This is a genomic window from Maribacter ulvicola, assembly GCF_900155985.1.
GTDB classification, from domain to species: domain Bacteria; phylum Bacteroidota; class Bacteroidia; order Flavobacteriales; family Flavobacteriaceae; genus Maribacter; species Maribacter ulvicola.
Genome location: NZ_FTMA01000004.1, coordinates 12,656 through 33,331 on the forward strand (window position 1 = coordinate 12,656; position 20,676 = coordinate 33,331).

A 20,676-nucleotide genomic window follows, 5' to 3' on the forward strand; every position below is an offset into this window, starting at 1 on the left:
TCCAAAAAAAATTAGATGCCATTGAATACATTTTAAGACGTCTTTTTTTATATGATCTTGGTCAGTAAGGTTATATGTTTCTTTATCCATAATATAGTTGTTCATATCAAGTATTTTCTGTTGCTTGAGTTTTTCAGGGTAGAGAAAGTGCCGAGCTGCTTTTGCTTTTGAAAATGTATTAATATTAAGTTTTTGTTTTTATAATGTTGAAGGCTGCTTAATTGGGGTGAGTTAGGGGAGAACAGACAGTTTTTGTATAGCGCAAAATATTTTTTTGTAGAAATATGGATGATAAAATCAGGAATATTAAAGCTTTTATGAAGTAAAACCTTGGTATCTTCATCATCTTTAGTGATAGCAAGATTTGCCCAACTAGCGTTTTCTTTTTCATAAGCAACGTCTACATGGCTAAGCACTGTTTGTATTAGAACTAAAAGAAATAGTAGATGAAATAAGAAAAGAAATCGGTTCATAATATAGCTATTACTGAAATTAGGGTAAAAAGTTCACGAAAGATTTTTGAAAACCGGTCTTTCATGAACTTTTCCTTTTATAAAATAGAAGTGAACAAAAGTAATACCGTCACGTTACTATAATACGTAGTGTTATTTTAGGACTAAGTTCTATTTATTATTCACTAGATCCATTAAATCAACATCGTTACCTAACAAAACATCTTTAGAGTTGATCCGTCCTTCTTCTGGTCCGTTTTCTAATTTTAACACTCCTCTTGGGCAAACCGCAGAACAAATACCACAACCTACACAACTAGAACGTACAATGTTTTCTCCTTTTTGAGCATATGCACGTACATCTATACCCATTTCACAGTAGGTAGAACAGTTACCACATGATATGCACTGACCACCGTTGGTAGTAATTCTAAATTTAGAGAACAAGCGTTGTTGAAAACCTAATACGGCTGCCATTGGGCACCCAAATCTACACCATACGCGGTTTCCAAATATAGGATAGAATCCTGTACCTATAACTCCAGAGAAAATACTACCTATTAAAAAACTGTAAGTAGTTCGTAGTGTTTCTGCTTTGAATATGAATATATTTCCAGAGCCACTGAAAAAGTGCATTCCTAATAATACGGCGATGATAGTAAAATACCCAATAGCACCATATTTAGCATCTTTTGCCAGTTCTTCTCTTTTATAGATCATAACCCAGGCAAATACCGCCGTTAAAATCACTGCTACTCCAGAAATGAACATTGTTTTTGTAAGCCAATATTTACTAGTATCATTACCTAGGTATGAATAAATAACGGCCGTTGTCATCAAGGTAACGAATACAACTACGCTATGTACCACCCAGCGTTCAACTTTCCATGCAAATTTAGATTTATCGCTCAGTTGGCGAAAAGAGTCACCTGCAGTTTCGGCCAGGCCACCACAACCACAAACCCAAGAGCAATACCAGCGTTTACCGTATTTGTACGTTAAAAACGGAGAGATGACAAAGATAGATATGATACCAAAAAATAACATGGTCATACCTACACTGCCAGAATCTATAAAGCCATTGATACGGTAGCGCTCAAAGTTATAATAGTTTAAAGGCCACATATTTTTAAGATCGTAATATGGTAAATCGCCATTTAATCTTGCCATAATTTCTGGTATGAAAAAAGCAAATGCAGTCTGAAAGAACATTACACTTACGGTTCTCAATTGTTCATATTTATTGTGGCGGTATTTCCAAATAAATTTTGCGCCAAAGGCCAAAATGGCAACAGTGTACAACGTACCATATACAAACCACTGGCTGGCAGGGTTGCCACTTAACCCTTTGCTCAACGGGTCAAATAAGGCGATCAAGCCTTTATTTTCGCCACCTTTTACCAAACCTAAGTACTCCGGATAAAAGTAGAGTACAATGTAAAAACCGGTTAAGGCAATACCTGATATCCAAGCAAGCACACCGCGACTAGAAATAGATTTAAACCAAACGCCGTCATTTTTTATACCTTTTTGTTTGTGTGCATATGCTGCTTGTGAAAACCAAATGATCCCCACAAAAATGGCAACAATAGATATTGTTAACCAAAGTGCGGTGTTACCAAGGTTTAAATTAAATAATTGTAAAATGAGAATGCCCAGACCGATCATTCCTGTTACTACCGCCAATTTTTGGCCTGTGTTCAATGCTTTAGGCGGCTCTCCCGCAAGTGACATACTTCTGTCAAAATTACCCATAGTAGGTGTTGTTTATATTGTTATATAGTTAGGCGATACTGAAAATACGTTTCCAGCTTTTTTTCTTCGGACTGATGTTCTTGTTGAAATCAGCATTGTATTTAGCTACAATTTCATCTTCATAGAGCTTGTAAAACTCTGGGTCGAAATTAGCATCTTTTAAATACGTCATTATATGATCAATATCTTTGTTCTCTGCTAGCCATTGGTCAAAAATCTCATGCCTCATACGAATACCAAAAGTATTTATTCCCAAAAATTGATGACTATCTTTGTTGAAAGCAACGGTTATACATATTTTTTCGGTGGCATGGCGCCAATGAAAATGGTGTTCATTATCTTTTTTGATTCGTTCGCTAAAAACCCATCCGTAGGTTTGGTATTCTATATCTAAAAACTTTGCAGAGTTGAACCAGTGCCCTGGGTTGTATTCTCTTGGTGTACCGCAAATTGTTTGGGCAAGAGTTTCGCCCATCATTCTACCCGTATACCAAACGGCCTCAATAGGTCTTCTACTACCAATTCCTGTATGTTGCTCTGCGCAGTCGCCAATAGCGAATATGTCTTTTATGTTGGTCTCTAAAAAACGATTGACCTTAACACCTCTGCCTAGTTCAATGCCGGCATCTTTAAGGAAATCTATATTTGGGGCAACCCCGGCAGTTAAGCCAACCACATTACATTCAATGGTTTCGCCTTTATCTGTAACTACCGCTTTTGCACGTCCATTTTCATCAGAAATTATTTTCTCTAGATTGGTGTCTAGTTGTAAATCAATATGATGCTCTTTAATATGCTCGTTGATCATGGCAGATTCCCCAGAGGGTAAGACGCCGTTCCAAAAACTCTTTTCACGGACTAAGAATGTAACGGGTATTTCGCGAGAGCGCAACATTTCTGCCATCTCAATACCAATGAGTCCGCCACCTACAATAACCGCACGGTTACATACCTTGTTATTAGGAGCGTTTTTCTCAAGCAGCTCAAGGTCTTGTTTTGAATATAAGCCTTGTACTCCTTTTAGATCTTGACCGGGCCAACCAAACTTATTGGGCTTAGAACCTGTTGCAATAACTAATTTATCATAAGAGATAGAAGAGCCATCTTTTAAGGATAGCTTTTTGATATCTGTTTCTACTTTTTCTACAAACCCGTTTACAAGTTCAATTCTGTTTTTCTTCCAGAACCAATTTTCGTAAGGTTGTGTGTGCTCAAATTTCATGTGGCCCATGTACACATACATTAATGCTGTACGGGAGAAGAAATAGTCACTTTCTGCAGAAATAATAGTGATTTTTTTGTCTGATAGCTTACGTATATGCCTAGCCAAAGTGACTCCTGAAATACCATTGCCAATTATTACAATTTGCTCCATAAAATGATTTTGTTGATGGTTGTGTCGGTATTAAAGGTAAGAACTTAACAGATTACTTTTTATTTAGAAAGATTATAAACTTGTTACAGCTCTGTGATACTTTTAAACTTAGTTTGCGTTTTAACTTGTTTCGAACAGATGTATAAGAGTCAGATTATCAATGAGTAATTGTGTTGTAAGTTTAAAAAAAGTAAAAGTTTTATTTTTTTAGTTTGTATGGTTTTGATAAAACGACCGACCTAAACAATCTAAAAAGCGACCTTAAATTAAAATGATCATGAAATATAAAATTATACAGACTTTGTTTTTAATACTGTTGGTTACCAACTTAACGGCCCAAGATGTGACTGCATTATTTAGTAAGAGCGATAGCTTTTTTAAGGAGAACGTGGTCAATGGTAAGGTAAAGTATGCGGCCATAAAAAGTAACCCCCAAGCATTGAGAGAAATATTGGCATCTGCAAAGGATATGTCAGTTTCTATATCTGATGCGGCTACCTATCAAGCGTTTTGGATCAATGCTTATAATCTTTTGGTAATAGATAATATTGTCAAGAACTATCCGCTGAAATCACCTTTAGATGTTGCTGGTTTTTTTGATAAAACAAAACATGAAATTGGCGGTAAGTCAATTACCTTAAACGGAATAGAGAATAATTTGTTAAGAGCGAAATTCCCTAAAGAGGCAAGGTTTCATTTTGTTTTGGTATGTGCAGGTTTAGGGTGTCCTCCTATAATAAACACTGCTTACAGCCCTAAAACATTAGAAAAACAGTTACAAGAACAGACCGTTTTGGCATTGAACAATCCTAATTTTATAAAAGTAAGTAAGAATAAAGTTCAGATTTCACAATTGTTTGAATGGTACAGAGGAGACTTTGAGCAAAAAGGAAATACGGTAGATTTTATCAATACCTATAGAAAAGAACAATTACCAGAAAAAGCAAAGGTTTCTTACTACCCTTATGACTGGTCCTTAAACGAAACTAAGTAATCAACTAAAAATTTTAAAAAACTAAAAATGAGTATTTTAACTAGAAATGTATTTCTTGCAGTAGTATTTTGTGCCTTTTTTAAAGGGTATAGCCAAGATAGTACGCAGCAGAAAAGTAATATACAACAGTACACACCGTCAAAATTGGTGGGTAAAGGGCAGTATGATGTAAAGTGGTTCAATAATTTATATACAGAAACCAAGAGTACCTTTGCATCGGGTAAGCAACCAAGACAAACATTTTTCACCTCTACATTAGAAGGCTATACCGGTGTAGGAACGAACAAAAGATGGAATGTAGGTGCTATTCTTGAGTTCAGGTCTAACGTAACCGGTGATAGAAGTGCCTTGGATGTGTTTAAGTTTGATGGGGAGAACAACACTGCCAGATCTGGACTCACATCAATTGCGCCATCGGTGAAGTTTGTACCTATAGCATCGGTTAGTAATTTTTCTATTCAAAGTTCATTCTTTATTCCACTAGTAGATAATGAAACGGAAAATGGAGTCTTTTTAGATCAGAAAGGATACATTTGGCAGAATAGATTTTTTTATGACTATACCTTTCCGGGAGATAAGTGGCAACTTTTTAGCGAAATAAACTCAGAGCTAAGTTTTGGGGATAAAGAAGATAGTTTTGCTAATAACAGTTTAAATCTGAGTCCGGGTTTATTTCTAAGCTATTTTCCATCTAGTAAATTTACCATATTGGCATTGGCACAACATTCTCAGCGTTTAGATTTGGGCAATGATTTTACACAAGATTTTACAGCTTTAGGTGGTGGGGCAAAATATCAACTAACAAGTGCTCTAAACTTAGAAATACTCTATACCAATTTTGTTCGTGGCAATAATACAGGGCTAGGACAAACTTTTAATTTAGGATTAAGGGGCATATTTTAAAAATAGTTTGAGTGTTCTTAAAAGAGCCTTTTGTTGTCAAAAACAAATAGGCTCTTTTTTTTACTTTATAGACATGCTTTTAAAGATAATTGATTACGCCTATTATTTGTTCTATATTGAAAATCTATAAATGGAATTGGTGTAAACCATGTGATGAATATTGGCAAGAAATGAAAATAAAAATACCTCTTTTTCTGTTCTTAATGTTTGTTGGCTCTTTCATGAGGGGGCAAGAGGCAACAGTGACAGAGTTACAGTTTTCAGGTACAAGGCGTATTAAAGAGTCGTTCCTTAGAAATCTGGTAGATATAGAAAAAGGGATGGTCATAGATTCTGTATTGATGAATAGAGACATGCTTCGTTTAAAGCGATTGCCTTCTATATCTCATGCTTACTATAAGGTTAATGTCTTGACAAATAAAACCTGTAAGGTTTACTATGTTATTGAAGAAAATTTTACCTTAATTCCGTTTGCAAATCTTTTTAGTTCCTCAAATGATGATTTTGCTTTTAGAGTGGGGTTGCAAGAGTTTAATTCTTTTGGTCGCAATATTACTTTAGGAGCCTTTTATCAATTTGATAATTATAGCTCGTTTGGGGTAAGTGTTAGGGCGCCGTATTTATTTTCCAATAAGCTGGGTCTTGCTATAAACTACAATGATTTTACCACATTGGAACCCGTTTTTTTTCAAGATGATACGGCAGATTATAAGTATAGCAACACCGGGTTTGAACTCTTAGGGTTGTATGAACTTAATTTTAAGAATAGAATAGAACTGGGTTTTAGTTTTTTTACGGAAGATTATGACTATGTTGAAGGCGCTACCAGCTCAGGTGTACCGTTAAATTTAAATGTAGATAAACATTTGTTCAAATTTATTTACGATTATAACGGTCTAGACTATTTCTATCATTATCTAGAGGGCTTTAGAAGTCAATTGAATTTGCAGTATGTAGGTAGTACCAATACTAATTTACCTGAGTTTTTAATTGGATTTAATGATTTTACCTATTATGAAAGAGTAGGAGATCGAGGTAATTGGGCAAATAGGTTGCGTATAGGTGTGGCAAGTAATGTTGATAGTCCGTTTGCACCTTTCACCGTAGATAATAACTTGAATATTAGGGGGGTTGGTAATACAATTGATAGAGGTACGGGTATGGTAGTCTTGAATACCGAATATAGGCAGACATTGATCGATAAGAACAAATTTGTGTTACAGGGAAATTTTTTTATTGATGGCGGTACATGGCGTAACCCCGCTGGCGGATTTGATGATTTGCTAAAGAGCGAGAACTTAAGAATTTATCCGGGTGTTGGACTTCGATTTATGCACAAGCGTATTTTTAATGCTATTTTTAGAATAGACTATGGCTACGGAATTACAAAAGATGGAGACAACGGAGTGGTCTTTGGTATTGGTCAATATTTTTAGCGACCTTTGTAGTTAAATAAGGGGGAGTGAGTGCATTATGGCATAGCCCTCTGTGTTTTATCATTATATGAAATACGACATTTTTACCATTGTATTTTTTTTGTTGTTGAGTGTTTTTGGTTTTTCCCAAGATTCGCTTAGGACGGTATTGGCAGAACCTGGAGACGGAATTTTATCGCTTTTACGAAAACAAGGTATAGACCCATACGAAGTGTTCGATGAGTTTGTTTCTTTAAATCATCATGATCTAAGAGATAGCGTTCATTTAATTGCAGGTAGAGCTTACGTAATGCCACATATGAAAGTAGATACCGTTGCAATAGTAGATTCTTTACAAATTCAAGCGAAAGAGGTAAAGGAAATAGAACGTGAATCTTATGCTATTTTCGGTGAAAAATATAAAACCGTTATTGCAAAAAGCGAACGTTTAAAAGGGACTGTTTATTACTTGGTTAGCGGTCATGGAGGTCCTGATCCAGGTGCTATGGGTATGTATGCAGGCAAGGCGATCGCAGAAGATGAATATGCATATGATATCACATTGCGCTTAGCTAAAGAATTAATGGCGCATGGAGCTAAAGTGTACATCATTATACAAGATGAAAATGACGGTATACGAGATGAGCGTGTTTTGGAAATTGATAGAGACGAAGTAGCCTACCCAGATAAGAAAATTCCTTTAAATCAGTTGGCCAGATTAAAACAACGTGTGGCAATTATAAATGACCTGTATAAAGACAATAAGGGCAAATACCAGCGGTTAATAGTAACACATGTAGACAGTAGAAGTGAAAATCAGAATATAGATGTTTTCTTTTACCACCATAAGCATAGTAAAAACGGGGAAAGATTAGCTGAAAGTATTCATAAAACCTTTGGTGCCAAATATAAAAAGTACCAGCCTAACAGAACGTATTCAGGAACCTTTGAAGATCGTACATCACTTTATTTGGTAAAGAAGACGCACCCTGCAATGGCCTATATTGAAATTGGGAATATTAGAAACAAAAAGGATCAGGTTAGAATTGTAGATCCGGATAATCGTCAGGCACTTGCCAAATGGATCAGTGAAGGCGTATTATTGGATTATGAAGAAGAATAGGGGTTATATAGCAATATATTTTAAATAGTATTGATGCAGGTCTCTTGGTTTTGCACCAAGGTAGTATTTTAAATGAATCATACCAAAATGATATTGTAATCTTACCGTACCTCGTTCTTCATAACGCCTAGCGGAAGTGGTAACCGCTGAAGAGATAATTTTAAAGGGTTTTTTCTTATACACTCGTTGAATAAATTCGTTGTCTTCATAAATAACATAGTTTTCATTGAAGCCATTGAGTTGTTGAAAGAAGGTGGGGGTAATAAATAACGACTGGTCTCCGCCACGACATACTTGATGGTTGATACGGGTACACCAAGAGAAAAATTTTAAGAAAGGACTTTTGCTGTTAAAACGCATTTGAAAACATCCTACCTCAAATCCTTTATGAATTTCATTTAAAATAGACCGGTCAAAGTTTTTTGGAGGTAAGGAGTCTACATGTAAAAAATAGAGAATATCACCGGTGGCTTTTGCTGCCCCAAGATTCATTTGTGTGGCGCGCCCCTTGTTACCATAAATTACTGTTGCCCCGTATTTTTGGGCATTGGTTATGGTAAGGTCGGTACTGCCACCATCAACCACAAGTATTTCCTTGATGTTTTTGCTGTCAGAATTGTTAGAAATAGTAGCAAGTATATTTTTAATATACTTTTCTTCATTCAATACGGGTATGATTATACTTATGGTTGACAGTTGAGTACTCATAAAACATTATTGGCGTTCTAATGGTAGCCAAATACTAGAAATCCTTACAATTGCTTGATCAATTCTTGAAATAGCTTTACCATTTTTGGTTCTGTTTTTTCGGCAATAGAAATAATTTCACTGATGTTTACAGGCTTTAAATTGTCTGGGTCGCATTCGTCTGTTAAAACGGATACCGCAACAATGGGTAGTGATAGATGATTGGCAACGATAACTTCGGGTACGGTACTCATGCCAACAGCATCGGCGCCTATTATTTTAATCATTCTGTATTCTGCCCTGGTTTCTAGTTGAGGACCTACAACAGAAGCATACACGCCGCTCTTTAATGATATATTAAGGTCTTTGGCGATGGTGGTTAGCTTGTTTCGCATATCTAAATCATAAGGTTCAGACATATCTGCAAACCGTTCTCCAAATTCGCTAACCCCTTTAAATGCCAGTGGGGAGCCACCTTGAAGGTTAATGTGATCCTCGATCAACATCATATCACCTTTTTTAAAGTCAAGGTTTACGGCGCCGGCTGCGTTAGATATGAAAAGTTTTGAAATACCCAACATGTGCATTACACGAATAGGGTAGGTAATATCTAAAAAGTCATAACCTTCATACAGGTGAAAACGACCTTGCATTACTACTACTTTTTTTCCAGAAATAGTTCCGTAAACCAATTTACCTGTATGGAATTCCACGGTAGCCAAAGGAAAAAAAGGAATGTGGTTGTAGTGTGCTTCAATTGGGTCTTCTACACTATCTACCAATTTTCCTAGTCCTGTTCCTAATACAATACCAATCTCTGGTTGGTCAAAACCTTTGTTTTTAAGGTATGCTACAGATTCTAAAAGTTCATCTTTCATCATAAGTTCATATGTTTTAAAAAAGGTTTAAAGGCGTTATTGTCCTTTATATCCTCGTAATAATCTATATCGTTTTTTGTTTCTAAAAGGGCGGTACTTTTATTTTTAAGGTCAGCTAAAGTGTCTTTTAGAACGGTTTCAGTACCCCAAGTTTTATTTTTAAACAGCGCTGGTGTAAATTTCTTCATGCCCAACAAATAATACCCGCCATCTTCAGCTGGCCCTACTACAAAATCGGTTTTTTCCAAAGCTTTAAAAGCATTTTCTAAATCTTCTTGAGATAGGTCTAGCATATCACTGCCAATTATAATAATTTTTTGGAAACCATTTTGAAAACCACCTTGAAAAGCATTTGCCATACGAATGCCTAAGTTGTCACCAATTTGAACTTTTTTATCAAATTTCTGATTGTCCCAAATATCGTTTTCCCAAATTTCTTCAGAATAATACACCTGTTTTTCTGCGTATAAGTTCTTGGTGATGGATACGGTGTGGTCTAATAAGAACTTATATATATTAAATGCCGCTTGATCGCCAACGGTTGCGGCCAAACGTCTTTTGCCTTTGCCCAATTCTGGGTTTCTAGTAAAAATAAGCAAAAGATTATTTGAGTTTGCGAGGGTGAAATCTATACTCTTTTCGTCTTTTTCGGTCTTATTGTTCTGTAATATTCCCAATGTATTTTTTTTAAATTTCCAAACTCCTTCTTAGTATACCTTAATTCCTTCATGTAAAAGTTTGCCCCAATGCTTGCTAAAGGCATGGACACTATCAGTGGCCATTTCTTTGTCGTTAAAAACGGTGCCTCCTTTATTTTTCCAGTCGAAAATACCCCCATATAAATTGAGAATAGAGGTATAACCTAATTCACTTAATTTCTCGCCTATATCTTCAGAGCGCACACCAATGGAGCAGTACACGATTATGGGTTGCGTTTTATCTGTAATAGTGTCAAGTACTAATTGTTTATCAAAATCTTTATAACCTACCCAAATGGCATTTTCTAAATGACTGACTTTAAATTCTTCTTTTTCCCTTGTATCCAAAAACGTAATAGAATCGGTTACTGGTATATTGTCAAAATACACATAAGGTATGGTTCCCTTGTTCCAAGATTTTAATGCCTTTGAAATTTTGTTTTGGCTTATGCTTTTTTGTGAAAAAGAAAGGAAGGTAAACGCACAGAGAAATAACTTATAATTTAGTATTTTCATTATAACAAAGGTACTATAAATACAATTTAGTAAGTGCCGGTATAAAAGTGAATTTATGGTTAAAACTTTGCAAAATAAAGGCTTAGGGGTATTTATTTTAATGTATGTTCTATTTAATTTTAGTTGTAAACAGGATGTTAAGCAAGAAGTTGTTAAGGAAAATGAGGAGCCTACAGGGTATTTTATAGAACCCTATAGGGCTCAGTATCATTTTTCTCCAGAGGAAAACTGGATGAACGATCCTAACGGATTAGTATACAAGGATAGTCTGTATCATTTGTTCTATCAATACTATCCAGATAGTACTGTTTGGGGACCTATGCATTGGGGTCATGCGGTAAGTGAAGATATGATGAAGTGGAAGCATAAACCAGTGGCACTTTCCCCTGATAAAAATGGATATGTATTCTCTGGTAGTGTGGTGGTAGATCATAAGAATACAGCAGGTTTTGGCACCACTGATAACCCTGCAATGGTGGCTGTATTTACCTATCATAACATGATAAGGGAAAACGCAGGTACCAATGATTATGAAACCCAAGGTATTGCCTATAGTCTGGATAATGGAGATAGCTGGACGAAGTATGAAGGAAATCCGGTTGTTAAAAACCCGGGAAGTAAAGATTTTAGAGACCCTAAAGTGTTTTGGAATAAAATAACTGAAAGCTGGACCATGTTATTGGTAGCAGGAGACCATGTGCAAATCTGGAATTCCCTTAATTTAAAAGAGTGGGAAAAGGGTAGTGAGTTTGGTAAAAATCAAGGAGCGCATGGCGGTATTTGGGAATGTCCAGATATGTTTCCTATGAAAATAGAGGGAACAGATGAGGTGAAATGGGTACTGCTGGTAAGTGTAAGCCCTGGCGCACCAAACGGTGGTAGCGGTACACAGTATTTTATAGGTGATTTTGACGGTATTACTTTTACAACTGATCAGGTAGAGCATAAATGGGTAGATTTAGGAAGAGATAATTATGCTGGTGTAACATATAATGATGCTCCAAATGATGAACGCGTATTTATGGGTTGGATGAGTAATTGGGAATATGCGCAAGATACCCCTACGGAAGCATGGCGTGGAACCATGACGGTGCCAAGAAAATTGACTTTGCGTAAAGTAGGTAATGAGGTGGCATTGTTCAATTACCCCATCAGGAATTTTGAAAAGCAGGTGGCCTTGGCGTACCCAGAAAGTATCATAGAGATTCTGCCCACACGTAAAAGAATTCTTCCGCTTAAATATGGAAACCAAAGTAAAATTCAATTTACATTATCTGTTCCAAATACTCAGATGTATTTTAGAAATAAGAACGGAGATAGTTTAAGTGTGGCTATTGAAAGGGATAAAAAACGGGTGATTTTTGATAGAAGAAAATCTGGTAAGGTAGATTTTAATGAAAATTTTTCGCCCGGTATTCAGCAAATGAAAATACCAAATATACCAGAAGGTCCAATAGAAGTAGTTATGTTGTTGGATCACTCATCTCTAGAGCTTTTTATAAATGGCGGTCAGTATGTAATGACGAACCAGATTTTTCCTAGTGAATTTTTCAGGGCTTTGACCATTGTAAACAATTCTAAAGAGAAATTGAAAATAGAAGATTTTACAGAGCATAAGGTAGAGCGTGTTTGGGACTAACTTTTTATGATAGTGGTTTCTTGGGTTAGGATTTTATATGTTTTACTTCTACTCATTATGGGCAATTTTTATGTGATAAGGCAATTATCGGTTGGTGTCTCTATGTTGTGATTGTGTTAATGAACTTTTTTGTAGATGTAAAGACGAAAAACATGTCTATTTTTTATAGGTTTTAAACTGGGTTGTATGTTTTTCGTACTTGGAAAGAAAGGTGTTAAAACAAAAAAATCCTTACGTTAAGTAAGGATTTATTGTGGTGCCTCCAGGAATCGAACCAGGGACACATGGATTTTCAGTCCATTGCTCTACCAACTGAGCTAAGGCACCATGCTTGCTGTAAGCGGGTGCAAATATAATTTCATTTTTGGGATTTACAAACTAAATCGTGAAAAAAGAAAAATGTTTTTTTAATTTTTAATCTTTGTAACATGAACTTAGTAATTGATGCAGGTAATACAAGCGTTAAGTTGGCAATCTTTAAAAAGACAGAAATAATTCATTTAGAGACTGTTGTTGTAGACTTATTCGTTGAGGGGGTGAAAAAAATATTCAAAGAATTTCCTAAAATAGAATTTTCAATTGTTTCTAGTGTTGGGTCACTTTCTAAAGAACAAATGAAGGTGGTGGCCGTTTTTTGTGATCTACATGAGCTTTCTAATAGGTCAAAAGTGCCATTTAAGAATTCATATGCCTCACCTCAAACCTTAGGTGTAGATCGTTTGGCATTGGCAACAGCGGCATATTATTTTAATCCGCATCATAATAATTTAGTGATAGACGCTGGTACATGTGTTACTTATGACATGCTAAATGATTTTGACGAGTATTTGGGTGGTGCTATTTCTCCAGGCATACAAATGCGTTATAATGCTTTGCATCATCAGACCGCTAACCTGCCTTTGCTCGATAAAAAAGAACTTTTAGACTACATAGGTAATACTACGGAAAATTGTATTCATAGTGGAGTAATTAACGGAATTGCCCTTGAAATAGACGGTGTGGTTGATCTTTATAAGGCAAGATTTAAAAATTTAACAGTTATTTTAACCGGTGGAGACACACTATTTTTGTCTAAACGATTAAAAAATACCATATTTGCGGATTCCAAATTTCTCCTGAAAGGGCTTAATTATTTGCTGGAATACAACAAGCACTAAATGATCAGAAAAATTGTAATTGCAATTGTATACATGACCACCGTGGGTATGTATGCACAAGATGGTACCGTTTCTCCCTATTCTTTCTTCGGAATTGGAGACTTAAAAAACGAAAGCACGGTAGAGAATCAGATGATGGGTGGTATTGGCGTCTATGCCGATAGTATTCATATCAACCTAAAAAACCCTGCTGCTTATGGTAAACTTGGTTTGGAAGTGATGGATAGGGAAGGTCTTGTGTCCTATACTGCCGGTGTTTCCAATAAACAGTTTACGCTTAAGAGTTTTACTGAAGAACAACAAAGTTCTGTTACCAGTTTAGATTATTTGGCGCTAGGTTTTAGTGTTGGTAAAGGATTAGGGATGGGATTTGGTATAAAGCCATATTCTTCGGTCGGTTATAATTTAGTTGAAAATAGAACAAATTCTAGTGGGGCAGATCTGATCAATGTGTATAATGGAGAAGGTGGCTTAACTCGTGTTTTTTATTCTATAGGATATGAGTTGGTAAAGGACTTAAGTGTTGGGGCTACCGTAAATTTCAATTTTGGTACTTTAGATAGTGAGCGATTGCAACAGGTAGAAAATATTCAATTCGGTACTTTTGATAGAAGAAGTTCAAGAATAAACGGATTTGATTTTAACTATGCCTTGAACTATACCCCAATTATTAAAGGTAGGCAACGATTGCATTCTTCTATAAGAGTAAATACTCAAGGTAACTTAGTTTCTAGGAACAATAGGCAAATAGGTTCTTTTTCTGTAGCTAATGGAGGTACAATTGAAGAGGTTGAAGTGGATTTGGCAGCTCGTAATTTAAGTAATACTGAATTAAAGATACCCACAACTACAACTTTAGGCTTGGGTTATGGGGAAGATTATAAATGGTTTGTAGGTGCTGAATATAGTTTTCAAAAAATGAGTTCGTTTGAAAATTCTTTTTTAGGAGCAGATAGTATAATGTACGAAGATGCAAGTTCAGTTGCTTTAGGGGCTTTTATTACACCTGATTATGATTCGTTTTCAAGTTATTTAAAGCGGGTTACATACCGCGCAGGTTTGCGTTTAGATAAAACCGGTATGTTGGTGAACGATGTTGATATAAATAACTTTGGCATAACTTTTGGGTTAGGCTTACCGCTGGGGCGAAGTTTCTCGAATCTTAACTTAGGTTTTGAATTTGGTAAAAGAGGAACTACCAGGGCTAATTTAATCGAAGAGAGCTATTTTAAATTTAATGTAGGTCTTTCGTTAAATGATCGCTGGTTCCAGAAAAGAAAGATCAATTAATAAAAATTTAGTACATTAACCATTTAAAAAAAAGAAAACATGAAATCGAAACTTTACTTCACGGCAATAATGTTCTTAGGAATGATATGGGTGAGCAATGCACAGGCACAGAATCCTGAATGTATGACAAACTTGTCGATATTTTCTGAGCATGCAAAAGTTAAAAATTATGATGCTGCTTATGAGCCATGGAAAATGGTCTATGAGGCTTGTCCTCAGTTAAATAATGCTATCTATGTATATGGTGAACGTATACTTAAAGATAAGATGAAAAAAGCTACAGGCGCCGACAAGGAAAAATTTGCTACTGATCTTATGGGGCTTTATGATAATAAGTTAAAGCATTTTGCATCTAAGACTAGTCAAGGTGAAACCGATGTTGACAAAGCTATGGTGATGTACGATAATAAAATGGCAGATGATGCTAAGATGTACGGTATGTTGAGTGAGGCTTTCATAAATGATCAGGAGAACTTTACTAACCCTAAAGCATTGTATATCTATTTCTCAAGTTTGGTTGATGAGCACAAAGCAGGTAGAAAAGATTTGCAAGAAGTTTTTAATGTGTACGATGCTGTTACGGAAAAGATAGAGTCTGAAAATGAAAAGCTTACAGGTAAAATTTCTAAATTATTACCTAAAGAAGAAGCCGGTACTTTAACCTCAAAGGAGAAGTCACGTTTAAGAGTATATAATTCTTATTCTGAAAATTACGGTAAAATTGCGGGTAGTATAGATTCTAAATTAGGTCCTTTGGCAGATTGTAGTAATCTTATCCCTTTATATGAAAAGAGTTTTGAAGAGAAAAAAGGTGATATTGTTTGGGTGAAAAGAGCGGTAGGTCTTATGTTCAACAAAGAATGTACAGATGATCCAATGTTCCAAAAATTATTTGAAGCGCAATTATCTCTTGATCCATCTGCAGATGCTTATGTATACGGTGGTACGTTGAAAATGAAGAATGGAGATACTAAAGGTGCTCTTGCAGATTTTGACAAAGCATTGTCTTTAGAGACCGATAATGATAAAAAATCTAAGATTGCCTATAAAGTTGCTGTAATTAATAAGAGAAAAGGTAGCAAGTCTACAGCTCGTAGCTATGCTCAGAAAGCAATTGATGCAAACCCATCTAACGGACGTGCATATTTATTGATCGCAAACTTATATGCTACAAGTGCAAATAGTTGTGGTACTTCTGCTTTTGAAAAAAGAGCCATCTATTGGAAAGCTGCGGATATGGCAAGGAAAGCTGGTAGAGTGGATCCGTCATTAGGTCGTTCTTCTAGTCAGGCTGCAAACAGTTATAGTGCAAAAGCACCTTCAAAAGAAATGATCTTTAGTTCAGGTATGGCCGGTAAGACCATTACGTTCAACTGTTGGGTTGGTGGTAGCGTGAAAGTACCTTCTTTATAGATAAAAATGAGACAGATTAAAAAACTTAAAGGCATTGCCGTGGTATGTACCATGGCAATGCTTTTTTTATCTTGTCTAGATGAATATAAGAGAGTTGGGGAAGAAGCTCCCATACAAGTTTACCCTAGAAGTGTAGCTGATAATTTTGTGGCTACTTACACGGAGTCTCCAGAAAAATTAGGGTCAGAAGATGAAGGTTCTTCAAAAGTGCTGGCAGTACTCTCTGGTCCTGTTAGAAATGATTTTGAGCAATTGTCCTTTCCGTACCAAACCTTCCCGGAAGGCCTGCTGGTAGAGATTTTTAATGAAAAAAATGAGAAAACAACTATAGAAGCAGACTACGGAGTGTTGTATTCTAAGACTTCTATTGTAGATTTACGTGGAAATGTACTTATAAAAAGTGATGATGGTAAGAAATTAGCAACGTCTCAATTGTATTATGATCGTGGTAACGAATGGGCATTTACACAGGAGAAATTCACATTTACCAATCCAGATGATGGTACGGTGATGGATGGTGAAGGAATGGATATTCAAAAAGACCTTAAGTTTTTAAATGCACATAAAACCTATGGTCTTATGTTGATAAAAGAAAATAAAGAACAAGAGAATGATTAATATTTTAAGATATACAGAATACCTATATATTATAGTGGCCGGATTTTCAATTTTCAGGATTTTTACGGATTGGAATACGGATAGAAGCATGGCTTATTTTTTCATTTTTTTTGCAATAGTTTCTATTGGGATGTTCTTGTTTAGAAGAAATTACAGGAAAAAATTTGAACAACGTAAACGGGAAAATCAAAACAAATAGTGGGTACGGCCGGTATTATCATTATACTTTCCTTGTTTTTTTCAGCATTTTTCTCAGGAATGGAAATTGCCTTTATTTCTGCGAATAAGATCCATATTGAAATAGAGAAAAAACAAGAAGGTTTTTTGGCTTCGATATTGACAAGGTTGACCAAAAAACCATCTAAGTTTATTGCAACCATGCTTATTGGTAACAATATAGCTCTAGTTATCTATGGTTTTTTTATGGGCGATGTGCTTATGAATTGGTTTGTAGGTGTAGTGCCCCAAAACGCCTTTTTGGCCTTATTTATTACAGATTTTAGTCTGTTGACGCAGACGTTGATTTCTACCTTTATTATTTTAATAACAGCGGAATTTTTACCGAAGGTGCTTTTTCAGATTTATGCGAATAACCTATTGAAGTTATTGGCTATTCCTGCATTGTTGTTTTACATTTTATTTTCATTGATATCAGACTTCATTATTTGGATTTCCGATTTTATCCTAAAACATGTATTTGCTACCTCTGGTGATGAAGTTCAACTGGCATTCAGTAAAATGGAATTGGGAGATTATATTACTGAGCAGATGGAAACTGTAATGGAAGAAGATGAGGTAGATGCCGAGATACAGATATTTCAGAACGCATTAGAATTCGCAGCTGTAAAAGCACGTGAGGTTATGGTTCCTAGAACTGAGATAGTTGCTGTAGAAATGCATGAGACGCCCAAGAATTTGGCAAAATTATTTACAGAAACCGGTTATTCCAAAATATTGATATTTAATGATACAGTAGATAATGTTATAGGTTACGTTCATTCTTATGAGCTTTTCAAAAAACCAAAAACAATAAAAAGTATTCTACTTCCTGTAGAGTTTGTGCCAGAGACAATGTTAATACAGGATATATTAAATGTTTTAATTAAAAAACGTAAGAGTATAGCTGTAGTGCTAGATGAATATGGCGGTACATCTGGTATTGTAACTGTTGAAGATATTGTAGAAGAGTTGTTCGGCGAGATAGAAGATGAGCATGATACAACAGACTTAAGGGAAGAAGTAGTGGACGAACGCAACTTTCTGTTCTCGGCAAGGCTAGAAGTTGATGGTATCAATGAAAACTATAAGTTAAATCTACCGGTATCAGATGAATATGAGACCTTAGGGGGGCTTCTGGTGCATACATTAGGAGAAATCCCTGAAAAGGAAGTAGAGCTCACCATAGCGTCTTATAGGTTTACCGTACTGGAAGTTTCCAATACCAAAATAGATTTGATTTCTATTGAAGTTTTGGAAGATGAATAACAGTGCATCAATCAATAAATTAGGAGTCTTTTTAGTTTTTATTATTTCAATTAAAAATGGTAGTTTTGCCTCCCAATAACCACAAACGATTATTTTAAACGTTAATAAGAATGGCAGTATTAGAAAATATTAGGAAACGTACAACAGTGTTGATCTTGATTATAGGTTTGGCACTTTTTGCATTTGTTATTTCTGGGGTTTTTACCAGTAGTAATTTTGGAGGAGAAAAAGTTGGCTCATCAGTAGCTGAGATTAATGGAGAAGATATTTCTATTGATGAATTCAGACAAGAAGTTGAAGTAGCTTCTAACAGAGTTGGTCCAACGGCATCTTCAATGCAAGTGGTAAACCAGGTTTGGGAGAACAAAGTAAGAAAGACCATCTTAGGGGAGCAGTTTGAAGATTTAGGTATTGGTATAGAGCAAGATCAGATTGTAGATTTTCTTAGGACTACCGGTTATGCACAGAATCCTCAGTTTCAAGATCAAAATGGTCAGTTTGATGCCAACATGTTTAAGCAAACAGTTGCAGATTGGAAAGTGAACAACCCTGCACAGTATGAAGCTTGGTTGCAAACAGAAGATGAAATCATTCAATTGGCAAAGGAGCAAACTTACTTCAATCTGGTAAGAGCTGGTGTTGGTGCTACCTTGAAAGAAGGTGAGCTAGATTATAAATTGGCTAACGAAAAAATGGATATTAAGTATGTAAGAGTACCTTACGCTGCTATTCCGGACAGTACTATTAATGTTACCAAAAGTGAGATTGCTGATTATGTTAGCAAGCACAAAGAGGAATACAAACAAGATCCTGCAAGAGATTTGCAGTATGTGTATTTTCAGGAGAAACCGTCTGATGCTGATCAAGCGGCCATTAAAGAAGAAATTACCAAGCTTTTAGATGATACTGTTGAGTACAATGCTCAAACAGATCGTAATGACACCATTAAAGGTTTTAGAAATACTACAGACGTTACCGCATTTTTAGATAGATATTCTGATACTAAATTCGATACCATTTACAAAGCGAAGAAAAATTTACCTTCTAGCGTTGCAGATACGTTAATGAATTTAAACGTTGGTCAAATCTACGGTCCTTACAAAGATGGGGATACATATAAGATTTCTAAAATGATTGCTAGAAAGCCAAATGGTTCTGTAAAAGCTAGTCATATTTTATTGGCTTACACAGGGGCAACTAGGGCTAATCCTGCAGTTACAAGAACAAAAGAGGAGGCAGAAACTAAGGCTAAAGAATTATTAAGAGAAGCTAAGAAGTCTGGAGTAGTATTTGCAGAATTGGCAAGAGATAACTCAGATGGTCCTTCTGCGCCTAATGGTGGAGATTTAGGGTATTTCCAAAGAGGGGTTATGGTACCTAAATTCAATGACTTTGCATTTAATAATAAAGAAGGGGCAATTGGCTTGGTAGAGACAGATTTCGGTTTTCACGTTATTAGAATTGATGATAAGGAAGATGTTGTTCAAGTAGCAACTGTGGTTAGAGAAATAGTGGCATCAGAAGAAACAATTAATACATTGTATACAAGTGCTACGAAATTTGAAATGGAAACTATAGACGATGAAAGTACATTTTCAACTTTGGCTAAGAAAGATGAATACGTAGTAAGACCTGTAAATAAAATTAAGGTTTTAGATGAAAACTTACCTGGTTTAAGCAATCAAAGAAATATCGTTCAGTGGGCGTTTAATGAAGACACTGAGGTTGGTGATGTAAAAAGGTTCAATATTAACAATGGTTATGCGGTTGTTCAATTGACCGGTAGTTATGCTGAAGGTGTAATGAGTGTTGAAGATGCTTCTGTACTTGTTTTACCTATTATTAGAAAAGAGCGTAAGGCAGCACAAATAATTGCAGCAAACCAGAATAAGGATATGGGTGCAATAGCAGCAGATAACGGTGTAAGCATTTCTAATGCTTCAGCACTAACCGTGAAATCTCCAACAATTCCTGGAGCAGGCAGTGAGCCTGTAGTAGTAGGTACTGCTTATGGCATGGCTACTGGAGCAACTTCAGGGTTAATTCAAGGAAACACTGGTGTTTTCAAAATAGAAATCATAAAGAAAACCGAAGCTCCTAAATTGGATAACTATAGTGTATATGCCAATGCTTTAAAAACAGGAGCAGCTAGTCGTGTAAACACTGCGGTATACAACGCGTTGAAAGAAGGTTCTGAAATTGAAGATAAAAGAGCTACATTTTACTAGTAGTAGCTTTAAAATCAATATAAAAAAAGAGCATCTATTTTGGATGCTCT

Annotated in this window: 17 protein-coding genes and 1 tRNA gene; 11 read left to right on the top strand and 7 right to left on the bottom strand. The window is 35.7% G+C overall.

The window, feature by feature from the left end; translation table 11 throughout:
* Window positions 1-623 precede the first annotated feature (623 nt).
* Window positions 624-2,207 carry a 4Fe-4S binding protein gene (locus BW936_RS12235; protein WP_076548698.1) on the bottom strand — a complete coding sequence of 528 codons (1,584 nt, stop codon included), beginning with the start codon at window positions 2,205-2,207 and terminating at the stop codon, window positions 624-626.
* 28 nt (window positions 2,208-2,235) lie between these two features.
* Window positions 2,236-3,582: an NAD(P)/FAD-dependent oxidoreductase gene (locus tag BW936_RS12240; RefSeq protein WP_076548699.1), complete on the bottom strand. Its 1,347-nt coding sequence runs from the start codon at window positions 3,580-3,582 to the stop codon at window positions 2,236-2,238.
* A gap of 277 nt (window positions 3,583-3,859) precedes the next feature.
* Here BW936_RS12240 and BW936_RS12245 point away from each other — a divergent pair, with 277 nt between their 5' ends.
* The 4 genes from BW936_RS12245 to BW936_RS12260 all read left to right on the top strand — a co-directional run bounded on the left by BW936_RS12245 (window position 3,860) and on the right by BW936_RS12260 (window position 8,017).
* Window positions 3,860-4,576: a DUF547 domain-containing protein gene (locus tag BW936_RS12245; protein WP_076548700.1), complete on the top strand. Its 717-nt coding sequence runs from the start codon at window positions 3,860-3,862 to the stop codon at window positions 4,574-4,576.
* 27 nt (window positions 4,577-4,603) lie between these two features.
* A complete protein-coding gene (locus BW936_RS12250) occupies window positions 4,604-5,479 on the top strand; it encodes a hypothetical protein (protein WP_076548701.1) in 876 nt (291 codons plus the stop codon).
* A gap of 170 nt (window positions 5,480-5,649) precedes the next feature.
* Window positions 5,650-6,915: a POTRA domain-containing protein gene (locus BW936_RS12255; RefSeq protein ID WP_076548899.1), complete on the top strand. Its 1,266-nt coding sequence runs from the start codon at window positions 5,650-5,652 to the stop codon at window positions 6,913-6,915.
* Between the two features lie 67 nt (window positions 6,916-6,982).
* On the top strand, window positions 6,983-8,017 hold the full coding sequence (locus BW936_RS12260) for an N-acetylmuramoyl-L-alanine amidase family protein (protein WP_076548702.1): 1,035 nt from the start codon (window positions 6,983-6,985) through the stop codon (window positions 8,015-8,017).
* Between the two features lie 3 nt (window positions 8,018-8,020).
* Here BW936_RS12260 and BW936_RS12265 read toward each other — a convergent pair whose 3' ends face one another.
* From BW936_RS12265 to BW936_RS12280, 4 genes are read right to left on the bottom strand one after another with little or no spacing between them, the layout of a single operon-like run.
* Window positions 8,021-8,725, bottom strand: coding sequence for a TIGR04283 family arsenosugar biosynthesis glycosyltransferase (locus tag BW936_RS12265; protein WP_076548703.1), 705 nt, complete (start codon window positions 8,723-8,725; stop codon window positions 8,021-8,023).
* Window positions 8,726-8,769: 44 nt separating this feature from the next.
* Window positions 8,770-9,585 (bottom strand): purine-nucleoside phosphorylase, encoded by an 816-nt coding sequence (locus tag BW936_RS12270; protein ID WP_076548704.1) that lies wholly within the window; start codon window positions 9,583-9,585, stop codon window positions 8,770-8,772.
* Window positions 9,582-10,259 carry a TIGR04282 family arsenosugar biosynthesis glycosyltransferase gene (locus tag BW936_RS12275; protein WP_084182068.1) on the bottom strand — a complete coding sequence of 226 codons (678 nt, stop codon included), beginning with the start codon at window positions 10,257-10,259 and terminating at the stop codon, window positions 9,582-9,584. The genes BW936_RS12270 and BW936_RS12275 overlap by 4 nt, the downstream gene beginning before the upstream one ends.
* Before the next feature lie 30 nt (window positions 10,260-10,289).
* Window positions 10,290-10,796, bottom strand: a complete 507-nt coding sequence (locus tag BW936_RS12280) for a rhodanese-like domain-containing protein (RefSeq protein ID WP_076548705.1) — start codon at window positions 10,794-10,796, stop codon at window positions 10,290-10,292.
* Window positions 10,797-10,851: 55 nt separating this feature from the next.
* Between BW936_RS12280 and BW936_RS12285 the strand changes: the two genes are divergently transcribed.
* Window positions 10,852-12,435, top strand: a complete 1,584-nt coding sequence (locus BW936_RS12285) for a glycoside hydrolase family 32 protein (protein ID WP_084182069.1) — start codon at window positions 10,852-10,854, stop codon at window positions 12,433-12,435.
* A gap of 254 nt (window positions 12,436-12,689) precedes the next feature.
* Here BW936_RS12285 and BW936_RS12290 read toward each other — a convergent pair.
* Window positions 12,690-12,762 (bottom strand) — tRNA-Phe (locus BW936_RS12290).
* Window positions 12,763-12,863: 101 nt separating this feature from the next.
* Here BW936_RS12290 and BW936_RS12295 point away from each other — a divergent pair.
* The 6 genes from BW936_RS12295 to BW936_RS12325 all read left to right on the top strand — a co-directional run bounded on the left by BW936_RS12295 (window position 12,864) and on the right by BW936_RS12325 (window position 20,626).
* Entirely contained in the window at window positions 12,864-13,592 is a 729-nt protein-coding gene (locus BW936_RS12295; RefSeq protein ID WP_076548706.1) for a type III pantothenate kinase, read from the top strand.
* Entirely contained in the window at window positions 13,593-14,882 is a 1,290-nt protein-coding gene (locus BW936_RS12300) for a BamG family beta-barrel-assembly machinery protein (protein ID WP_076548707.1), read from the top strand.
* A gap of 39 nt (window positions 14,883-14,921) precedes the next feature.
* A complete protein-coding gene (locus tag BW936_RS12305; protein ID WP_076548708.1) occupies window positions 14,922-16,295 on the top strand; it encodes a tetratricopeptide repeat protein in 1,374 nt (457 codons plus the stop codon).
* A 6-nt stretch (window positions 16,296-16,301) separates the two neighbouring features.
* The gene (gene lptC / locus BW936_RS12310) at window positions 16,302-16,913 is read left to right on the top strand and encodes an LPS export ABC transporter periplasmic protein LptC (RefSeq protein ID WP_076548709.1); all 612 of its coding nucleotides are present in this window, start codon (window positions 16,302-16,304) and stop codon (window positions 16,911-16,913) included.
* 198 nt (window positions 16,914-17,111) lie between these two features.
* Window positions 17,112-18,398, top strand: coding sequence for a hemolysin family protein (locus BW936_RS12320; RefSeq protein WP_076548711.1), 1,287 nt, complete (start codon window positions 17,112-17,114; stop codon window positions 18,396-18,398).
* A gap of 110 nt (window positions 18,399-18,508) precedes the next feature.
* Window positions 18,509-20,626: a peptidylprolyl isomerase gene (locus BW936_RS12325; protein ID WP_076548712.1), complete on the top strand. Its 2,118-nt coding sequence runs from the start codon at window positions 18,509-18,511 to the stop codon at window positions 20,624-20,626.
* The last annotated feature ends 50 nt before the right edge of the window (window positions 20,627-20,676 follow it).

What these genes read in the sequence shown, in the direction of transcription:
- BW936_RS12300 (WP_076548707.1), top strand. Translation starts at nt 13,593, where the DNA reads ATGATCAGAAAAATTGTAATTGCAATTGTATACATGACCACCGTGGGT.
- BW936_RS12245 (WP_076548700.1), top strand. Translation starts at nt 3,860, where the DNA reads ATGAAATATAAAATTATACAGACTTTGTTTTTAATACTGTTGGTTACC.
- BW936_RS12295 (WP_076548706.1), top strand. Translation starts at nt 12,864, where the DNA reads ATGAACTTAGTAATTGATGCAGGTAATACAAGCGTTAAGTTGGCAATC.
- BW936_RS12260 (WP_076548702.1), top strand. Translation starts at nt 6,983, where the DNA reads ATGAAATACGACATTTTTACCATTGTATTTTTTTTGTTGTTGAGTGTT.
- BW936_RS12285 (WP_084182069.1), top strand. Translation starts at nt 10,852, where the DNA reads ATGGTTAAAACTTTGCAAAATAAAGGCTTAGGGGTATTTATTTTAATG.
- BW936_RS12305 (WP_076548708.1), top strand. Translation starts at nt 14,922, where the DNA reads ATGAAATCGAAACTTTACTTCACGGCAATAATGTTCTTAGGAATGATA.
- BW936_RS12240 (WP_076548699.1), bottom strand. Translation starts at nt 3,582, where the DNA reads ATGGAGCAAATTGTAATAATTGGCAATGGTATTTCAGGAGTCACTTTG.
- BW936_RS12265 (WP_076548703.1), bottom strand. Translation starts at nt 8,725, where the DNA reads ATGAGTACTCAACTGTCAACCATAAGTATAATCATACCCGTATTGAAT.
- lptC (WP_076548709.1), top strand. Translation starts at nt 16,302, where the DNA reads ATGAGACAGATTAAAAAACTTAAAGGCATTGCCGTGGTATGTACCATG.
- BW936_RS12325 (WP_076548712.1), top strand. Translation starts at nt 18,509, where the DNA reads ATGGCAGTATTAGAAAATATTAGGAAACGTACAACAGTGTTGATCTTG.
- BW936_RS12250 (WP_076548701.1), top strand. Translation starts at nt 4,604, where the DNA reads ATGAGTATTTTAACTAGAAATGTATTTCTTGCAGTAGTATTTTGTGCC.
- BW936_RS12270 (WP_076548704.1), bottom strand. Translation starts at nt 9,585, where the DNA reads ATGATGAAAGATGAACTTTTAGAATCTGTAGCATACCTTAAAAACAAA.
- BW936_RS12235 (WP_076548698.1), bottom strand. Translation starts at nt 2,207, where the DNA reads ATGGGTAATTTTGACAGAAGTATGTCACTTGCGGGAGAGCCGCCTAAA.
- BW936_RS12255 (WP_076548899.1), top strand. Translation starts at nt 5,650, where the DNA reads ATGAAAATAAAAATACCTCTTTTTCTGTTCTTAATGTTTGTTGGCTCT.
- BW936_RS12280 (WP_076548705.1), bottom strand. Translation starts at nt 10,796, where the DNA reads ATGAAAATACTAAATTATAAGTTATTTCTCTGTGCGTTTACCTTCCTT.